Genomic DNA, 16,572 nt, shown 5'->3' with positions numbered 1-16,572 from the left:
CTTTAATGCATAATAATTCCATGTGTAGTACAAGTTTTTTAGAGAGTTACAAATTTATATTGTTATCTTTAATAAAACAAGGACTATTTTAAGGAGGAATTTAAATGGGTAGTAGTGGAAGTATGGTAAAGCCAATTAGTGGTTTTTTAGCAGCATTAATACAATATCCAGTACCGGTAGTAGAGTCACGTGCAGACATTGATAAACAAATTAAACAGATCATAAAAACAATTCATTCAACTAAAGCAGGGTATCCTGGATTGGAATTGATAGTATTTCCAGAATATAGTACGCAAGGGCTTAATACAAAAAAATGGACTACAGAAGAGTTTTTATGTACGGTCCCTGGGCCAGAAACAGACTTGTTTGCTGAGGCATGTAAAGAGTCTGAAGTATATGGTGTTTTTTCTATAATGGAAAGAAATCCTGATGGTGGAGAACCGTATAATACAGCAATAATTATTGATCCACAAGGTGAAATGATTTTGAAGTATCGTAAGCTAAATCCTTGGGTGCCAGTTGAACCTTGGAAGGCTGGAGATTTAGGTTTACCTGTTTGTGATGGACCAGGAGGAAGTAAATTAGCTGTTTGTATTTGTCATGATGGTATGTTTCCTGAAGTAGCTCGTGAAGCAGCTTATAAAGGTGCAAATGTCTTGATTCGTATTTCTGGATATAGCACACAAGTTAGTGAACAATGGATGTTAACTAATCGTTCGAATGCATGGCAAAATTTAATGTATACATTGTCGGTGAACTTAGCCGGTTATGATGGTGTATTTTATTATTTTGGTGAAGGACAAGTATGTAATTTTGATGGGACTACTTTAGTGCAGGGACACCGAAATCCTTGGGAGATTGTTACTGCGGAAGTATATCCAGAGTTAGCAGATCAAGCTAGATTAGGATGGGGTCTCGAAAATAATATATATAATTTAGGTTCAAGGGGATATGTAGCGACTCCTGGTGGGGTGAAAGAAAACCCATATACGTTTGTAAAAGATTTAGCTGAAGGTAAATATAAGGTTCCTTGGGAAGATGAGATTAAAGTAAAGGATGGAACTATTTATGGGTATCCAGTCAAAAAGACGATTCATTCTTAAGTAAGATAAATAGAACAAGCGCATCATATTGATGCGCTTGTTCTATTTACTCAATAATTTGGAATTCTTTTAACTCTTTTTCGATATTTTGTAGGAGTTGTTCGCTTTTTTGAATTACATTCGTTGGGAAAGTTTCACCATCACCATATTCAACGCCGTGAGGATAATAATGTTTACCTAATAAGGGAGGGAGTAGCTTTATTTCAGCGTGTCTGCTGCCAATGTCACCTTCAACAGCTAAACCTTGTACACGTAAATAATAAACATCGTTTAATATTTCGAATTTATAATCGTATGTAACTCGTTCATAATCCCACTGTCCAGCAAGTACAAAATGGTTCTTTTCCATAATCTCTGTTAATAGTGTTAAATCAACGACTGCCCCATTAAATTTCGTATTTGTAAATTGCATAAAATACCTCCTTTTTTAATGTTACACCATTATTTTTATAATAGTATGAATAGTAAGAAAGTGCAATTCATATTGAGAGAAAAGGGATAATCCAGACTTTTTTTGCGAAAATATGATATAGTGAAAAGAGTACGGTACACACAAAAAAAGGAAAGAAAAGGATTTGTGTATATCTCAATTTTATGTTTTTTGCAGGAGGTATATCGATTGAAGAAATTATTGCGTATCGTAATGATTACAATTTTAATTTTAGCTGTTGATTTATACGGGAAATTACTCGTTTCACAATATATATTAACCCCATCTCAATCAAAGCAAGAAAATAAAATTGTGAAAAAGAAAAAACAAGTAAATGAAGACTCTTCTGATACGGTTTTAAATATGATTGGTGGGGACTCTGAAAATTTATTAGCAAAATGGGGCGAACCTTCTCGAATAGAACCATCTGCTTACGGATATGAATGGTGGGTATATAATCAAGATTTAGCTCAGTATGTTCAATTTGGGGTTGCTGAACGTAAAATTGTAACGGCGTATGTCGCTGGTGAGCAAGTTAAGGTGCCACCTTATTATATAAATGAAAAGTATGAAGATGTGTATAAAAAGAATCCACTTTCTCATGAGATTTCGTTAAAAAGAGGAAAGAATAGTTATCAATTTGAGTTATCTGATACCGAAGTGATGGAACAACCATTAGTACCAGTAGAAGATGGTTGGGCACAATTATATTTTGATCATTTTACGCATGAGCTTGTCGGTGTTCGTTATATGGATGACGAAACGTTATTGCGTCAAAGACCGTATCAGCTCGTTTATTCGGGTGAATTATTAGCAGAACAACCATTAACTCCAGATAAAATGAAACAAATAGAGAATGGGAATATGCAACAAATTTTTGATTTAACAAATATTATTCGAAGTCGTCATAATTTACCGTTATTAGCGTGGGACCAACAAACGGCAGAGGTGGCAATCGGTCATAGTAAAGATATGAAGGATAATAATTACTTTTCACACGATTCACCTACATTAGGTACGTTAGGAGATCGTTTACAGCGCGGGAAAGTAGGATTTCAACTTGCCGGTGAGAACATAGCGGCGCAACATAGTGATGGGGTTGCGGCATTGCAAGGTTGGTTAAATAGTGAGGGACATCGAAAAAATTTATTGAATGAACAATTTACAGGATTAGGTGTTGGCGTATACGATAAGTTTTATACACAAAATTTTATTCGGAAATAAAATGAAACTGTAAATTGTGGATGGGAATCTTCCCCTATGCAAATAGTAGGATAAAAAGGTGCATGAATCGTCTAAAAATAGGCGAACCATGCGCCTTTTTTTTCTTATTATATAGTAGATATACATGAAGAGGTGAGGATTATGCCGACAACAAAAGGACCGTTACATCCATCGGTTCAACAGTTTAAAGAGTTTGTAAACCATCACCCTAAAATGGTTCATGAAGTTCGAAGTGGTCATAAAACTTGGCAACAGTTTTATGAGGAATGGTACTTACTTGGTGAAGAAGATCCAATATGGGCAACTTTTAGACCGGATGGAGCGCCTGCTTTTTCTTCGGTAAAAGAAAAGAAAAAAGAAAATGTAAAAGAAAAGGATACTCGAACTGAAGAGGAAAAAACTGCTGATGTGATGGGACAAATGCTTTCTTTCTTTAAAAAGTTAGACGTGGAACAAATGCAACATCATTTAGCCAATGTGACGAGTGCTATTGGGAGTGTGCAACAAGTTTTTCAACAATTTCAAGGAAAACGCACGCAGCAAGAAGAGAGTACTTCCGAAAATAATCCATTTTTCTTTCAGAAGGATTAGGAGGAAAGCGGATGAGAGCAGAAATTATGGAGTTTATAAAGGCTGATGAGGATTTATCTCGCTATATTAGGGAGCAACCTTACTGGTATAGAAAACTAACGCGAAACCCTGAAGAAAAAGAGGCATTTGAGTTAGCAGCTATGCAACATTTCAAAAAAACGATACCAGATAAAGTTGAGAAATTTCAAAATCAATTGGCAGTTGCTTCCATTATGATTGATATGTTTCAGTATATGAAGCAGCAAAATGCAACATAATTGGAAGGGAAAACTATGTCCGTCATGCAGAACTTTTGATACAATAGAAGCGGATTATTTAAAAAGGAGTTGCAGCATGAGCATGACGGAAATTTGTTTAGTACGACATGGACAAACTGATTGGAATTTTCAAGAGATTATTCAGGGACGTGAAGATATTCCTCTTAATGAAGTGGGGAAGAAGCAAGCAAGTCAAAGTGCAGCTGCTTTGCAAGCGGAGGCATGGGATATAATTATAAGTAGCCCATTAATTAGAGCGCAAGAAACAGCTAAGGAAATTGCAGAGGCAACTGGATTACAATCAATTTTATTAGATGAGCGATTTGTTGAACGTAATTTTGGTGAAGCTTCTGGGAAGCCAGTTGCGACTGTTAGGGAATTAATTGCAGAAGGTAAAGTAGAAGGTATGGAGCAAGATGAAGAAATTGTAGCTCGTTGTTTTGCTGCGGTAAAAGATGTTGCAGAAACTCATTCTGGCAAACGTATTATTATTGTAGCCCATTCTCATGCGATAAAAGCAATTTTACATGCAATTGCTCCGGAAGATATTTCGTTTAAGACACCGTTAAAAAACGCATGTATTAGTTATGTGAATGAAAATAGTGGGAAGTGGGATGTTGTTAAATACAACATTGCGGAACATATTAATGTATAAATGTGTACTGAAATTATTAAAAAATAGTTAGAATGATATCTTTCTGTTTAGTGAGACACTTCAATTAGTAGTTCTATTCTAAATGTGGTATGATAAATACTCGGAGGTGTCTCTCATGATTGTAGCGACGCTAGAAAGCGTATTAATATTAGATAAGGCAGAGCAGCTTGCAAAAGCGATCATCTGTTCAGATATAGCAGAAGATTACCGTAAATGTTATAAAGACTTGCATGAAGATATGGAAGTTCAGACGTTAATTCAGCAATTTACAGCGATGAAAGAACGATATGAGGAAGTGCAACGTTTCGGTAAATATCATCCTGACTATACTTTCGTTTCGACGAAAATGAGGGAATTGAAGCGTTCTGTAGATTTACATGATAAGATTGCAGCTTTTAAACGAGTAGAAACGGCTTTACAAAAGTTGTTAGATGAAGTTAGTGTAGCAATCGGTTCTGAGGTGTCCTCTTCCATCAAAGTTCCAACAGGAAATCCATTTTTTGATGCTGGTGGTTGTGGTGGCGGTTGTGGTACCGGCGGAGGTTGCGGTTGCAAAAAAACGGGGTAAATCACCCCGTTTTTTAGAAGATAGAAGAAAACGTATACAGAGTTTGTCCTGTAATGTCATAAATTTCTGATTGGTTTTCATAAAATATAAAATATATGTTTTTAAAAGGAGAAGATGGAGAAGATTATGTTCGGGCAACGACAAAGTATGATTGTTTATTTACATTCATTGAAACATGCCAAGATTTTAAGAAAATATGGTAACATACATTACATATCAAAACGTTTAAAATATGCAGTAGTATATTGTGATATGGAACAAATTGAGCATATGATGCAAAAGTTGAACAAACTTCCTTTTGTGAAAAAGATAGAACAGTCGTACCGCCCGTATTTAAAAACGGAATTTGAAAATTCACGTCCTGATCGGGCAAAAGAATACGATTATAGCTAATAGAAAAAATCCCCTGCTAATTTTAACAGGGGATTTTTTATTTGAAATAACACATTATTTCATTGGAGGAATAAAATTATTCATTCGTAAAATACCAATTAAATGATTGAAAAACAGTTCTTTTTCTGGGAAAGTTGTGGATGGTTTTACCGTAAAGGTAGTCACTTTTTTTCCAAGTTGTTCTGCCGTTTCTTCAAATAAAATGACGCGTTTACTTTTTTTATTTTCAAGTACAGGAATGCCTTCACGACATATGTATAATGGTTGGAAATCACCAGTAGTAGTTGGTTTTAATATTACAACAAGTGAGCACACTTTTTTTTCATTTTTAATTGTTTCAAATTGTAACATATGTGTTATACGTTCTTGATTTGCTTTGGCAATTTCAAGTAATTCATATAAATCAGAGTAGCCCTCTCCGAGTTCTATAAAGCGTTGAATCATATCTTTTCCTCCTCTTTCTTTTACTGTACCATCTCACTTTTTAAATGAAAAGTAGACAAAGAAAAAAAACCCTGCAAAGCAGGGCCCTTCTTATACTAGCATGTACTAGTAAGAAGGCAAAGGGAGAGGAGAAACCGGAGGAAGAACTTATGGGGAAACGTAAGTCTTCTCCGCGGTTGGCAACAACATCGAAGGTGATGTTGTTATAGTTATTTATGTCCAATCTAAATGAAGATATACATGATGAAATTAAATTTTATGTTGGGCTTTTTATTTTTCTTTTTTTTATTTTATGATAGGATAAAAAAGATAAAGTGAAACGAATAGTTCGTGTTAGCGAATGGTGAGATGAATACATAAAAATGCAGAGCGGTTATTTTAAGCTAAGTTCTTCTAGTCTTCGTTGGAAGATGAATGGAATCGTAAAGTTTGGTAGCGGTTACCGAATGGAGAAAGGCTTTCTATAATTGCTCGATAGATTGAAATAAAGGTAGTGACAACAGATGAGAGTAGTTTCAGGAAAATGTAAAGGACACCCACTTAAAGCGGTGCCAGGTAATACAACACGTCCAACGACTGATAAAGTAAAAGAATCCATTTTTAATATGATAGGCCCTTATTTTGATGGGGGTGTCGCTCTTGATTTATTTGGTGGTAGCGGTGGTCTTGGAATCGAAGCTATAAGTAGAGGGATTGATAAAGCAATTTTTGTTGATCGAGACAATAAAGCGATAAAGGTAATCCATCAAAATTTAGAAAGTTGTAGAATACAGGAACAAGCTGAAGTATATCGGAATGATGCAGAACGTGCGATAAAAGCACTTATAAAACGTGAAATATCATTTGATCTTATATTAATTGATCCTCCATATAAAGATCAAAAAATTGTATCTTTAATTAGTGTAATGGATCAACATGGATTACTACATAACGATGGTTTAATTATGGCGGAGCATGGTAATGATGTAGTTTTACCTGAGGCTATAGGAAGACTTGTAAAAGTGCGAGCTGAAAATTATGGCATTACAGCGATATCGATTTATAAGTATGAAGGTGAGGGGACGGAATGACAAGTATAGCTATTTCTTCGGGCAGTTTTGATCCAATTACCCTTGGGCATCTGGATATTATTAAAAGGGGAGCAAAAGTATTTGACGAGGTATACGTAGTAGTTTTAAACAACTCGTCAAAAAAACCGTTCTTTTCAGTGGAAGAGCGTTTAGATTTAATTCGAGAAGCAACAAAGGATATTCCTAATGTCAAAGTAGATTCACATAGTGGACTACTAGTTGAGTATGCAAAAATGCGTAATGCGAACGCGATTTTACGTGGATTACGAGCAGTTTCTGATTTTGAATATGAGATGCAAATTACTTCTATGAATCGAAAGTTAGATGAAAATATTGAAACCTTTTTTATTATGACAAACAATCAATACTCATTTTTAAGCTCGAGCATTGTGAAAGAAGTTGCGAGATATGGAGGAAGTGTAGTAGATCTTGTACCTCCTGTTGTAGAACGTGCTTTAAAAGAAAAGTTTCAAACCCCGTTAAAGTGAACGGGGTTTTTCTTTGTTGCTCCGAAAGAATAATAAGATGACATATACATATAAGCAAAATAATGTAAATATCGGTCCGTAGTGTATAAAAGATGTCCAAAATTCATGCAGAATAGAAGAATGATTCGATAAAAAGACAGGGATATCTTTTTGCATAGGTGAAAAAGAGCTTACTTTTTCATAAAATGGTTTCCAAAATATAAAAGTAAAAATAGGGGCAAGAATACTTTGGATAATTCGTGCGAAAAAATAGGGCTTAAATCTAATGTCTGTTTCAGCTAATATGCTAGCGACTTGTGCCTGAATAGAAAGGCCGCTAAATGCTAAAATAAAGCTTGTTACCATAGCTTGCTGCAGGAGGGGTGTTTCAGTTATTTGACTAATCATTTGGCTTCCAAGTGTCATTTCAAACATGCCAGATAATATTGGGATACTAAATTCAGTAGTTAGTTGGAAGAATGATAAAATATGTTGCATAATAAAAGAAAGGGCTGCTGTAATATGAAATACAGTAATCATTTTATTTAAAACAGAGAATAAAATAATAAATCCACCAATCATAAGTAGCGTTTGAATAGAAGAAACGATAGCGTCCCCAAGTAATTTTCCTATTGGTCTTTTTTCTTGCATACGTGTCTCGTGTAGAATTGAAAAAGGGTTTTGAAAAGGGTGTTTTTTAGTAACATGTTTATCATGCGTGGAACTGTTGTTATTGCCATAAAAACGCATCAGTAACCCGACAGCAAAATTACTTACATAATGTGCAGCAGCTAATACGATTCCTAATTTCGGATTATTGAAAAAACCGATAGAAACAGCGCCAAAAATAAAAAGTGGATTGGATGAGTTTGTAAAAGATACGAGGCGCTCTGCTTCAATTTGTGTTAGCTGATTGCTTTTGCGCAGTCTAGCGCTTAATTTGGCGCCAGCGGGAAAGCCTGAAGCCATTCCCATTGCCCAAACAAATCCGCCTATTCCTGGAACGCGGAAAAGTGGTCGCATAAGTGGTTCTAATATAACGCCTATAAATTTTACAACACCAATACTAATGAGAAGTTCGGCAATGATGAAAAACGGTAAAAGTGAAGGGAATACAACTTCCCACCATATATTTAACCCTCGAATGGAAGCTTGTAAAGCAGCTTGGGGGTGGAGTACAAGAGAAAAGGTTAAAAAAAGTGTTGATATGGTAAGGAAAGCCGTTTTCCATTTTTCATACATGTAAGTAAATCCCCCTTTGTCCCAAAAAACGTTCATTTCAGTATACGTGGATACGTAGTGAATTTAGACCATAAGTATGAAAAAGGAACGAAAAAAATTAAAGGGTGAGAAAAGTGAACGAACCGAAAATTGGCTTAGCTCTTGGATCTGGGGGCGCAAAAGGTTTTGCTCATATTGGTGTTATAAAGGTTTTAAGGGAAAATGATATACCGATTCATATGATTGCAGGAAGTAGTATGGGGGCTTTAGTAGGTACATTTTATGCGGCTAGTTCAAACGTTGAAAGACTGTATAAACTGGCAAATGTTTTTAAGAGGAAATATTATTTAGATTTTACGGTTCCGAAAATGGGATTTATTTCTGGAAAACGTGTCAAAGATATGATTAAAATGTTTACATATAATAAAAATTTAGAAGAATTAGATATCCCGACGGCTGTTGTGGCTACTGATATCTTAAAGGGGGAAAAAGTAGTTTTTACAAGTGGTCCAGTTGCAGAGGCGGTGAGAGCAAGTATTTCTGTACCTGGAGTGTTTGTGCCAGAGAAAATAGATGGACGATTATTGGTAGATGGCGGAGTAATTGATCGCATCCCAGTATCGGTTGTGAAAGAGTTAGGTGCCGATATTGTCATTGCTGTTGATGTATCCCCGATTAAAGTAAATGGAGAGGTTACGTCTATTTATGATGTAATTATGCAGAGTATTGAAATTATGCAACATGAGCTTGTGATAAATCGGCAAATTGCATCTGATTTAATGATGCGACCAGCTGTAGAACAATTTAGTTCCCGGGCTTTTACAAACATTGAAGACATTATTCGAGTTGGAGAGGTAGAAGCGGAAAAGCATGTTGCAAATATTCATTTATTAATTGAGCAGTGGAAGGAGAAACATAATGTTTAAGCGTTTTCGGTTTATATATGCAATTTTAATAGGGGTTATATTGGCAATGTTACTTGTTTATGTACGCCTGCCGTATTATGTAACGAAACCAGGAATGGCTGCCAAATTAGAGCCTTACGTTCAAGTTGAAGGGGGAACAAAAGAATCAGGTGATTTTATGCTTGTTACGGTTTCAATGGGACCGGCAAATGTAGTGAATTTAATAGCGGCACAGTTTAATAAATATACACATATTTCAAAAGCGGAAGAAATATTGCAAAAAGGTGAAAGTGATGAAGAATATCAATTTCGCCAAAATTATGCGATGAAAGATTCGCAAAATGCAGCGATTTATAATGCTTATAAACGTGCAAATCGTACTGTTTCTTTTGAAAATAAAGGTGTGTTGGTTGCTGGTGTAGCGAAAGGGATGCCTTCAGAAGGAAAGCTTAAACTTGGAGATGTTATCATTGCCGTCGACGGAAAAACATTTGAAAAGACAGAACAATTTATTGAATATATGACAGGGAAAAAAGAAGGAGATACAGTAAATATTGAGTACAAGAGGGATGGGAAACAGTTAAAAGAAAATTTAAATGTAAAGACTATTCCGAATGGAAATGGACGTGTTGGTATAGGTGTTTCTATCGTTACGGAAAGAGAATTAGTGGTAGATCCGAAAGTGAAAATTGACTCTCATGAAATAGGCGGACCATCGGCAGGCCTAATGTTTACATTAGAAATATATAATCAACTGGTGGAAGATGATTTAACAAGAGGGCATGAAATAGCTGGAACAGGGACGATCAATGAAAAGGGAGAAGTTGGCCCGATTGGCGGTATTCAGCAAAAAGTGGTTGCTGCAAGTGATGCTGGTGCTGAAGTGTTCTTTGCACCAAATGAAAAAGGTGCGGAGAAATCGAATTATAAAGATGCACTTGAGGCTGCGAAAGATATTAAAACGAAAATGAAAGTTGTGCCAGTTGATACGTTGGATGATGCATTAATGTATTTGGAAAAAATGGGCAATAAATAAAAAAATCTCTCTTTTTCAGAGAGATTTTTTTTATAGGAATTTTGCAGTTGTTTCATCGTAACGAATTGGGTGATGTGTTGCATCTTGTTTTAGTAGTTGTGTTCGTAATGGTTCTTGTATGATGGAGAAATATACAGAATTGGCTTTTCGATCTATGTGTAAAGTAGGATGGTCAAATGTTTTTGTATGGGTAAGGATTGGAAGCTCTATTTTTTTCTTGTTTTTTGAAAGGTACGTTTGTCCTTTTTGTGACATGCCTAATAGACGAATGTATGGTGCATGTTGCTCTATATTTGTGCAATGTATTTCTTCTTTTGTTGTATTTGTTAAAATATGTGTACAAGCTCTTTGTAATCTAGTCCACGTATAACGTTTCGTTTTTAACGCTTCCATGAATGAATGGAAGGAGGAACTGGTTTGTATTTTTGATAAAATACGATGCTCTAAACCTTCCTCAATTTCATATATATGTCGTAAGTCTTCTGGAGACATTGTCATAAGTTTGTATTTAAAAAATGAAAAGTATTGTTCCCAATTATGTAATGTCCCGTAGTTTTGTTTATAACTTGCTAAAAGAGAAGCAGTCGCTTTTGGGATGAAAGGCTCAATTTCTGTAAAGGAACTATTTTCACTAAAAAGTTGTTTGCGAATACTCGTTGCGCTTGCAATATGTTGGTCGTTAAATGTTTCATCATGATAATGAGATGCGAATCTTTTTATCGTTTGTGCTTGCATAGAACTATTTTGCATTAGAATTGCTTTTATGTATTGGAAGCCTAAAATGTTATTTGGTTGTGACATGTCTATATTTTTTTCAGAAGATAAAATGTGTAGGAAAGCTTCAGATGTAGCTTTTGCGTAACTATTACCTGCGTTCATAAATTGCTTTACAAGACGATTAAAAGTCTCTTCTTCATTTTTCTGCACAGAGATGGTGTTATAAAAATTTTCGATTTGTCCATCTTCACTGCCGAAACAAATTTCAGAAACGTGTAGGGCGTTTAAAATAGAAATAGCGCCATTTGCAAAGGTTTCGGCCTTTTGCGTTGAAAAGGCATAAGGAAGCTCTACAACGAGGTCTACACCGCATGCTAAGGCCATTTTGGTACGATACCATTTGGATACGAGTGCTGGCTCACCACGTTGTAAAAAAGGGCCACTCATAACAGCGATTGTAATATCAGAGTGTGTTAACTTTTTTGTTTGTTGCACATGATAAGCATGACCGTTATGAAAAGGGTTATATTCAACAACAATACCACTGGCTTTTATGGTAATCTCTCCTTTCGATGTAGCATCTTTTTGAAAAACGTGATACTCTATATATTATTTACTATGATGACTTCATTATAGTGTAAAGAAAAAACATTGACAAATATAAAATGGCTAGCTATAATTTTGTTTGTTGCCTTGAGGTGATATGATATGAAATGGTCCATCCATCAATTGAATAAATTGAGAAATAAAGGATTGACATTGGATGAGATGGTAGATGTAAGTGAGCTAAAAGAGGTCGAGAAAGATATTCGTGAAATTAATCCTGTTCACGTAACAGGAAGAGTTGATTTTGGCTCCGGTAAGTTTACGTTCCATCTACATATAACTGGAAGCATGGTTTTACCATGTTCTCGCTCTTTAGTAGATGTGACATTACCATTTGACATTAAAACAACTGAGGTGTTCCAAACTTCACAAGAAGAATTTGAAACTGAAGCTGAAATTCATTGTTTAGAAGGAGAAGTACTTGACTTACTGCCCGTAATCAAGGAAAATATACTTTTGGAGATTCCAATGCAAATTTTCAGTGATGATGTTTCTGGTGGAGCACCGACGCAAGGTCAAGACTGGCAAGTGATTTCGGAAGAAGACAAAGAAAAGCCTGTTGATCCAAGATTGGCAGGACTTGCAAAGTTTTTTGACAAATAATCGGAAGACTGGTTCAGGCCTTCATATGAAAATAACTATTTCTTTTAAGGAGGTGGGAAGAATGGCTGTACCTTTTAGAAGAACTTCTAAAACAGTAAAAAGAAAGCGTCGTACGCATTTCAAATTATCAGTACCTGGTATGGTAGAGTGCCCAAGCTGTGGTGAAGCGAAATTAGCTCACCGTGTATGTAAAGCATGCGGTACTTACAAAGGTAAAGAAGTAATCAGCAAGTAATTGCGGGAAAATAAACGTAGAAGATATCTTCTACGTTTATTTTTTTTGTCTTATTCTTCATTTGTTGTATTCTATCTTTTCTAGTAACTGCATATGTTTAATAAAAAATGCATAGGGAGGACTAGAGAGATGGCGACAACAAGACAAGATGCTTGGACTGATGATGAAGATTTGCTTCTGGCAGAAGTAGTACTCCGGCATATTCGAGAAGGTGGAACGCAATTATCTGCCTTTAAAGAAGTGGGAAGACATTTATCTCGTACACCAGCAGCATGTGGCTTTAGATGGAATTCTTACGTTAGAAAGCAATACAAAGAACGTATTGAAGAAGCGAAGCAACTGCGTAAAGTGGAAAATTATGAAGTGAAAGAGACGAAGGTATTAGAACCTACGTCAATTACATTGAATGATGTTATTGATTTCTTGCAAAATTATAAAGATGAAAACTCTTTAGTGGTGTTGCAACAGCAAATTGAATCGTTACAAACAGAGAAAGAGAGCCTGTTGGAGCGATTATCAGTATATGAGGAAGAATATAGAACATTGCTTGATTATATCGATCAAAAAAGAAGTGTAATGGTAGCGGAAAGAAATAGCGCTCGTTCGAATGGGAAATTAGAGAAGTTAAAGAAATAAAAAAACAGCTGCTATGTAGCTGTTTTTTTTATTTCTTATGCAGACTCTTCGTTTGTAACCGCATTCAAATTTGTTTCTGGGTGCCAAACGTAAAAATCACCATCAGGTACTGACACGGGTTGGAAATTTAATTTATCCCAAAAACCAGCTGAATGGATACGTGCGATCGTTTTAATTGGGAACTGCAGTCCCTTCGCATAATTTACAAGCATTTCTCCGAATCCTTGTTTTTGGAAAGTTGGTAATACTTCAAGTTTATAAAGTTCTAGGTAAGTACCTGTAATTTCGAATGGTTCCCCGCCGTTCCTTTTCATGTATAGACTCATACGTGCAATGAGTGATCCGCCGTAATAAATACCGTAAAATGGAGATTCACTATTGTTTTCAATAATGTTTGCTTGTAATTCTTCTAACATGGATAGTTCTTGAGCTCCGCAGCCTTTAAATTTTTTAAACTCGTCTAATGTTTTATAATTGATGAGCAAGCGCTCAACTTTTGGGAATCCCATAACATCACATCCTTTTTGTCTCATTGAATGCAGAAAAGTGAAAATATTTATAATAATATTATAACTCATTTTTTTATTTTTATGAAGATGATAGTGTATTTCTTTTATTATTTTTTTGAGGATTTGCTAAACTAAGAGTAGAAGCATAGTAATAAGTAGTATATACATATTGAAAGAAGGGGTGGCATTTGATCATCTTTAGTTAATTATGATTCCGTATGAATCGGGGATTCGCGGAATAAAAGAGGAGGGGAAAAGGGACTTATGTATCGTGTTCAAATGAGTTCCTTGTGTGAAAATGAAAATTGGAGTTGTGGGACCGGGAGCTATTGGTCTATTGTATACATTTTATTTACAAAAAAGTAATCAAGATGTTACGTTGTTTACAAGGACAGCTAAGCAGGCTGACGAATTAAATATAACGGGTGTAACTTGTATTAGGGAGGGGAAACGTGAAACAGTATTCCCGCCAGTATTACCAATAGAAAGTATGCTAGACCAGCAGCTAGATTATATATTTATTGCTGTTAAGCAATATCATATAACTGACATACTACCTTTTGTGCGAGGGAAATCCTCAGTAGTCTTTTTGCAAAACGGAATGTCACACCTTCATGCTATGCAGAAAATAGAGAATGAAAATATTGCAGTTGGAATTGTAGAGCATGGTGCGAAAAAAGAAGAAAGACATATCGTTTATCATACAGGGATAGGTGTAACGAAGTTTGGAATCGTGCGCGGTCGGTCTATACATTTTGAAAAAATATTTAATTGCTTTCCTTTTCCGCATTTTCCAATTCGAATAGAAGATAATTGGAAGGATGTTATGCACAAAAAATTAGTAGTGAATGTATGTATCAATCCATTGACGGCATTATTACAGGTCAAGAACGGAGAATTGATCACGAACCCGTTTTTTTACCAGATGATGGAGCAAGTATTCCACGAAGTCGTTTTTCTCGTTAAAGAAGAAAAAGAAATGGTATGGGAAATGGTACGTCATGTATGTGAAAGAACATCTCATAATACATCATCTATGCTGGCAGATGTAAGGGCGAATAGACAAACAGAGATTGGTGCGATTGTTGGATATGTATTAGAAGAAGCTAAGAAACAGCAACGATCCGTTCCGACACTTCAATTTTTGTTCGATGCAATAAAAGGGTTAGAAGTAAAAGTATAAGTGTAATTCTTTGCTTTTACGTGAAACATTGACTACAATGTGGATTGGTGAGAGAACAGGATACGAAAGGAAGAATTATATGGAGATAAAAGAAATCTCTGTTCCGCAACAAGGTGTTGTAGCGGACTATATGAACGGTAAAAAAGAGATACAGTCGTGTTTTGATTATATGTTAACAGAAGATGCTTTTAAACAGCGTGTACAAGATTTGCGTGAGAGGGAGTTTTTCCGTCAAGATTTAGTAGCGCATTTATTAGAATATAATACAAAATTACAAGCGGGAGAAGCTACCATTCAAAATGTAAAAGCGCTTGAAGATGAAGATACATATGTTGTTATAGCTGGACAACAAGCTGGGTTATTAACTGGGCCACTTTATACGATTCATAAAATTATTTCAGTTTTACAGCTTGCGAAGGAAAAGGAAGAAAGTTTAGGCGTTAAAGTTGTTCCTGTTTTCTGGATTGCTGGTGAAGACCATGATATGGATGAAATTAATCATACTTTTGTAACGAAGAATAAAAAAATAAAAAAGACCATTTTTCATGATCGTAATCCGAAAAAGGCAAGTGCTTCAGAGTCTGAGCTTTCTTTGGAAGACTGTAGAAAGTGGATTGAAGAAATTTTTAAAACATACCCTGAAACGAATTTTACAAAGGATGTACTGCGATTTATTGATGATTCTTTAGGGAAATCGAATACGTATGTAGATTTCTTTGGTCACCTTATTATGAAAATGTTCATGAATTCTGGTTTAATTCTTGTCGATTCGCATCATCCTGAATTAAGAAAATTAGAAGTGCCGTTTTTTAAACAAATTGTAAGTAAGTATAAAGAAGTGCAAGAGGGGCTTCATAACCAACAGGAAGTAATTAAAGAATTAGGATATAAGCCAATTATTGAAACAAAGTCTAATGCAGTACATATATTCATGGAAATTGATAATGAGCGAGTGTTGCTTGAAGATAATCAAGGGAAGTTTGTTGGGAAGGATGGGACGTATTCCTTTTCATATGAGGAATTGATTGAAGAGATGGAAAGGAGCCCAGAGCGCTTTAGTAATAATGTTGTAACGCGCCCTCTTATGCAGGAGTATGTATTTCCTACGTTGGCGTTTATTGGAGGTCCAGGGGAATTAGCTTACTGGAGTGAATTACAACAAGTCTTCCATACTATCGGCTTCCGAATGCCGCCTGTCGTTCCTCGTATTACAATTACTTATATTGAGAGGGATATAGCGACAGATTTACACGATTTACAATTGCAAGAGAGTGACCCGTTTTTAAATAACGTAGATAAGTTGCGTGAAAACTGGCTATCTAATCAAATAGAGGAACCGATAGATGAACGATTTGAAGAGGCGAAAAAAGAAATAATTGATATTCATAAGTCATTACAACAGTTTGTGAAGAAAATAGATCCTGGATTAAGTTCGTTTGCAGGGAAAAACGAGTTCAAAATTAATGAACAAATTGAACTGTTGGAAAGAATGTTGAAAAGAAATGTTGAGAAAAAACATGAAGTGGAACTAAATAAATTCCGTCGTATACAATTTGCACTACGCCCATTGGGAGCGCCACAAGAGCGTGTGTGGAATGTATGTTACTATTTAAATCAGTTCGGTTTAGATTTCGTTGATCGTGTAATGGAAAAACCGTTCTCTTGGAATGGAAAACATCACGTTATAAAACTATAGAATCTTGCTCTTAGGAGCAGGAT

21 protein-coding genes are annotated in these 16,572 nt (G+C 35.5%); 16 read left to right on the top strand and 5 right to left on the bottom strand.

Annotated features, from left to right (window positions below; all coding sequences use genetic code 11):
• Positions 1–104: 104 nt before the first annotated feature.
• The gene (locus tag MR147_RS15925) at positions 105–1,103 is read left to right on the top strand and encodes a formamidase (RefSeq protein WP_000535781.1); all 999 of its coding nucleotides are present in this window, start codon (positions 105–107) and stop codon (positions 1,101–1,103) included.
• 46 nt (positions 1,104–1,149) lie between these two features.
• On the opposite strand, the gene MR147_RS15920 is transcribed toward MR147_RS15925, so the two are convergent.
• Positions 1,150–1,515, bottom strand: a complete 366-nt coding sequence (locus MR147_RS15920) for a YugN family protein (protein ID WP_001160940.1) — start codon at positions 1,513–1,515, stop codon at positions 1,150–1,152.
• Between the two features lie 207 nt (positions 1,516–1,722).
• Here MR147_RS15920 and MR147_RS15915 point away from each other — a divergent pair, with 207 nt between their 5' ends.
• The 6 genes from MR147_RS15915 (at position 1,723) to MR147_RS15890 (ending at position 5,221) form a co-directional block, all read left to right on the top strand.
• A complete protein-coding gene (locus tag MR147_RS15915; protein WP_000735391.1) occupies positions 1,723–2,757 on the top strand; it encodes a CAP domain-containing protein in 1,035 nt (344 codons plus the stop codon).
• 141 nt (positions 2,758–2,898) lie between these two features.
• Positions 2,899–3,348, top strand: coding sequence for a YlbD family protein (ylbD, locus tag MR147_RS15910; RefSeq protein ID WP_242304525.1), 450 nt, complete (start codon positions 2,899–2,901; stop codon positions 3,346–3,348).
• Between the two features lie 11 nt (positions 3,349–3,359).
• Positions 3,360–3,605: a YlbE-like family protein gene (locus MR147_RS15905; protein WP_001200990.1), complete on the top strand. Its 246-nt coding sequence runs from the start codon at positions 3,360–3,362 to the stop codon at positions 3,603–3,605.
• 82 nt (positions 3,606–3,687) lie between these two features.
• Positions 3,688–4,260 carry a histidine phosphatase family protein gene (locus tag MR147_RS15900; RefSeq protein WP_001998138.1) on the top strand — a complete coding sequence of 191 codons (573 nt, stop codon included), beginning with the start codon at positions 3,688–3,690 and terminating at the stop codon, positions 4,258–4,260.
• Between the two features lie 115 nt (positions 4,261–4,375).
• Positions 4,376–4,828 (top strand): YlbF/YmcA family competence regulator, encoded by a 453-nt coding sequence (locus MR147_RS15895; protein ID WP_000634351.1) that lies wholly within the window; start codon positions 4,376–4,378, stop codon positions 4,826–4,828.
• A gap of 126 nt (positions 4,829–4,954) precedes the next feature.
• A complete protein-coding gene (locus tag MR147_RS15890) occupies positions 4,955–5,221 on the top strand; it encodes a YlbG family protein (RefSeq protein ID WP_002080814.1) in 267 nt (88 codons plus the stop codon).
• Between the two features lie 54 nt (positions 5,222–5,275).
• On the opposite strand, the gene MR147_RS15885 is transcribed toward MR147_RS15890, so the two are convergent.
• Positions 5,276–5,665, bottom strand: a complete 390-nt coding sequence (locus tag MR147_RS15885) for a DUF7147 family protein (protein ID WP_000616011.1) — start codon at positions 5,663–5,665, stop codon at positions 5,276–5,278.
• A gap of 503 nt (positions 5,666–6,168) precedes the next feature.
• Here MR147_RS15885 and rsmD point away from each other — a divergent pair.
• Together rsmD and coaD are read left to right on the top strand one after the other, a co-directional pair.
• Positions 6,169–6,735 (top strand): 16S rRNA (guanine(966)-N(2))-methyltransferase RsmD, encoded by a 567-nt coding sequence (gene rsmD / locus MR147_RS15880; RefSeq protein ID WP_001266987.1) that lies wholly within the window; start codon positions 6,169–6,171, stop codon positions 6,733–6,735.
• Positions 6,732–7,223 carry a pantetheine-phosphate adenylyltransferase gene (coaD, locus tag MR147_RS15875; protein ID WP_000200598.1) on the top strand — a complete coding sequence of 164 codons (492 nt, stop codon included), beginning with the start codon at positions 6,732–6,734 and terminating at the stop codon, positions 7,221–7,223. Before rsmD ends, coaD begins: the two co-directional genes overlap by 4 nt.
• Here the strand turns inward: coaD and ylbJ are convergent.
• A complete protein-coding gene (gene ylbJ / locus MR147_RS15870; RefSeq protein WP_000273104.1) occupies positions 7,215–8,444 on the bottom strand; it encodes a sporulation integral membrane protein YlbJ in 1,230 nt (409 codons plus the stop codon). The genes coaD and ylbJ overlap by 9 nt on opposite strands.
• Before the next feature lie 113 nt (positions 8,445–8,557).
• Between ylbJ and MR147_RS15865 the strand changes: the two genes are divergently transcribed.
• Together MR147_RS15865 and MR147_RS15860 are read left to right on the top strand one after the other, a co-directional pair.
• Positions 8,558–9,349 (top strand): patatin-like phospholipase family protein, encoded by a 792-nt coding sequence (locus MR147_RS15865; protein WP_074606300.1) that lies wholly within the window; start codon positions 8,558–8,560, stop codon positions 9,347–9,349.
• Entirely contained in the window at positions 9,342–10,364 is a 1,023-nt protein-coding gene (locus tag MR147_RS15860; RefSeq protein ID WP_000476307.1) for a SepM family pheromone-processing serine protease, read from the top strand. The genes MR147_RS15865 and MR147_RS15860 overlap by 8 nt, the downstream gene beginning before the upstream one ends.
• A gap of 30 nt (positions 10,365–10,394) precedes the next feature.
• On the opposite strand, the gene MR147_RS15855 is transcribed toward MR147_RS15860, so the two are convergent.
• Entirely contained in the window at positions 10,395–11,576 is a 1,182-nt protein-coding gene (locus MR147_RS15855) for a nucleotidyltransferase (RefSeq protein ID WP_242304523.1), read from the bottom strand.
• 213 nt (positions 11,577–11,789) lie between these two features.
• On the opposite strand from MR147_RS15855, the gene MR147_RS15850 reads away from it, so the two are divergent.
• The 3 genes from MR147_RS15850 to MR147_RS15840 all read left to right on the top strand — a co-directional run bounded on the left by MR147_RS15850 (position 11,790) and on the right by MR147_RS15840 (position 13,161).
• Positions 11,790–12,290, top strand: a complete 501-nt coding sequence (locus tag MR147_RS15850; RefSeq protein ID WP_000872145.1) for a YceD family protein — start codon at positions 11,790–11,792, stop codon at positions 12,288–12,290.
• 61 nt (positions 12,291–12,351) lie between these two features.
• Complete coding sequence (rpmF, locus tag MR147_RS15845; RefSeq protein ID WP_001984764.1) at positions 12,352–12,525, top strand: 50S ribosomal protein L32; 174 nt, start codon at positions 12,352–12,354, stop codon at positions 12,523–12,525.
• 129 nt (positions 12,526–12,654) lie between these two features.
• Positions 12,655–13,161: an RsfA family transcriptional regulator gene (locus MR147_RS15840; RefSeq protein ID WP_000246478.1), complete on the top strand. Its 507-nt coding sequence runs from the start codon at positions 12,655–12,657 to the stop codon at positions 13,159–13,161.
• Between the two features lie 35 nt (positions 13,162–13,196).
• On the opposite strand, the gene MR147_RS15835 is transcribed toward MR147_RS15840, so the two are convergent.
• The gene (locus tag MR147_RS15835; RefSeq protein WP_000506707.1) at positions 13,197–13,670 is read right to left on the bottom strand and encodes an N-acetyltransferase; all 474 of its coding nucleotides are present in this window, start codon (positions 13,668–13,670) and stop codon (positions 13,197–13,199) included.
• Between the two features lie 292 nt (positions 13,671–13,962).
• Between MR147_RS15835 and panE the strand changes: the two genes are divergently transcribed.
• The gene (gene panE, locus MR147_RS15830) at positions 13,963–14,853 is read left to right on the top strand and encodes a 2-dehydropantoate 2-reductase (RefSeq protein ID WP_242304521.1); all 891 of its coding nucleotides are present in this window, start codon (positions 13,963–13,965) and stop codon (positions 14,851–14,853) included.
• Positions 14,854–14,932: 79 nt separating this feature from the next.
• Complete coding sequence (bshC, locus tag MR147_RS15825; protein WP_074606295.1) at positions 14,933–16,549, top strand: bacillithiol biosynthesis cysteine-adding enzyme BshC; 1,617 nt, start codon at positions 14,933–14,935, stop codon at positions 16,547–16,549.
• Positions 16,550–16,572 lie beyond the last annotated feature (23 nt).

Source organism: Bacillus cereus group sp. BfR-BA-01350 (assembly GCF_022663775.1).
GTDB lineage: Bacteria > Bacillota > Bacilli > Bacillales > Bacillaceae_G > Bacillus_A > Bacillus_A paranthracis.
The sequence above is the reverse complement of the archived record's forward strand: the minus strand, read 5'-3'. Positions and strand labels throughout refer to the sequence as shown.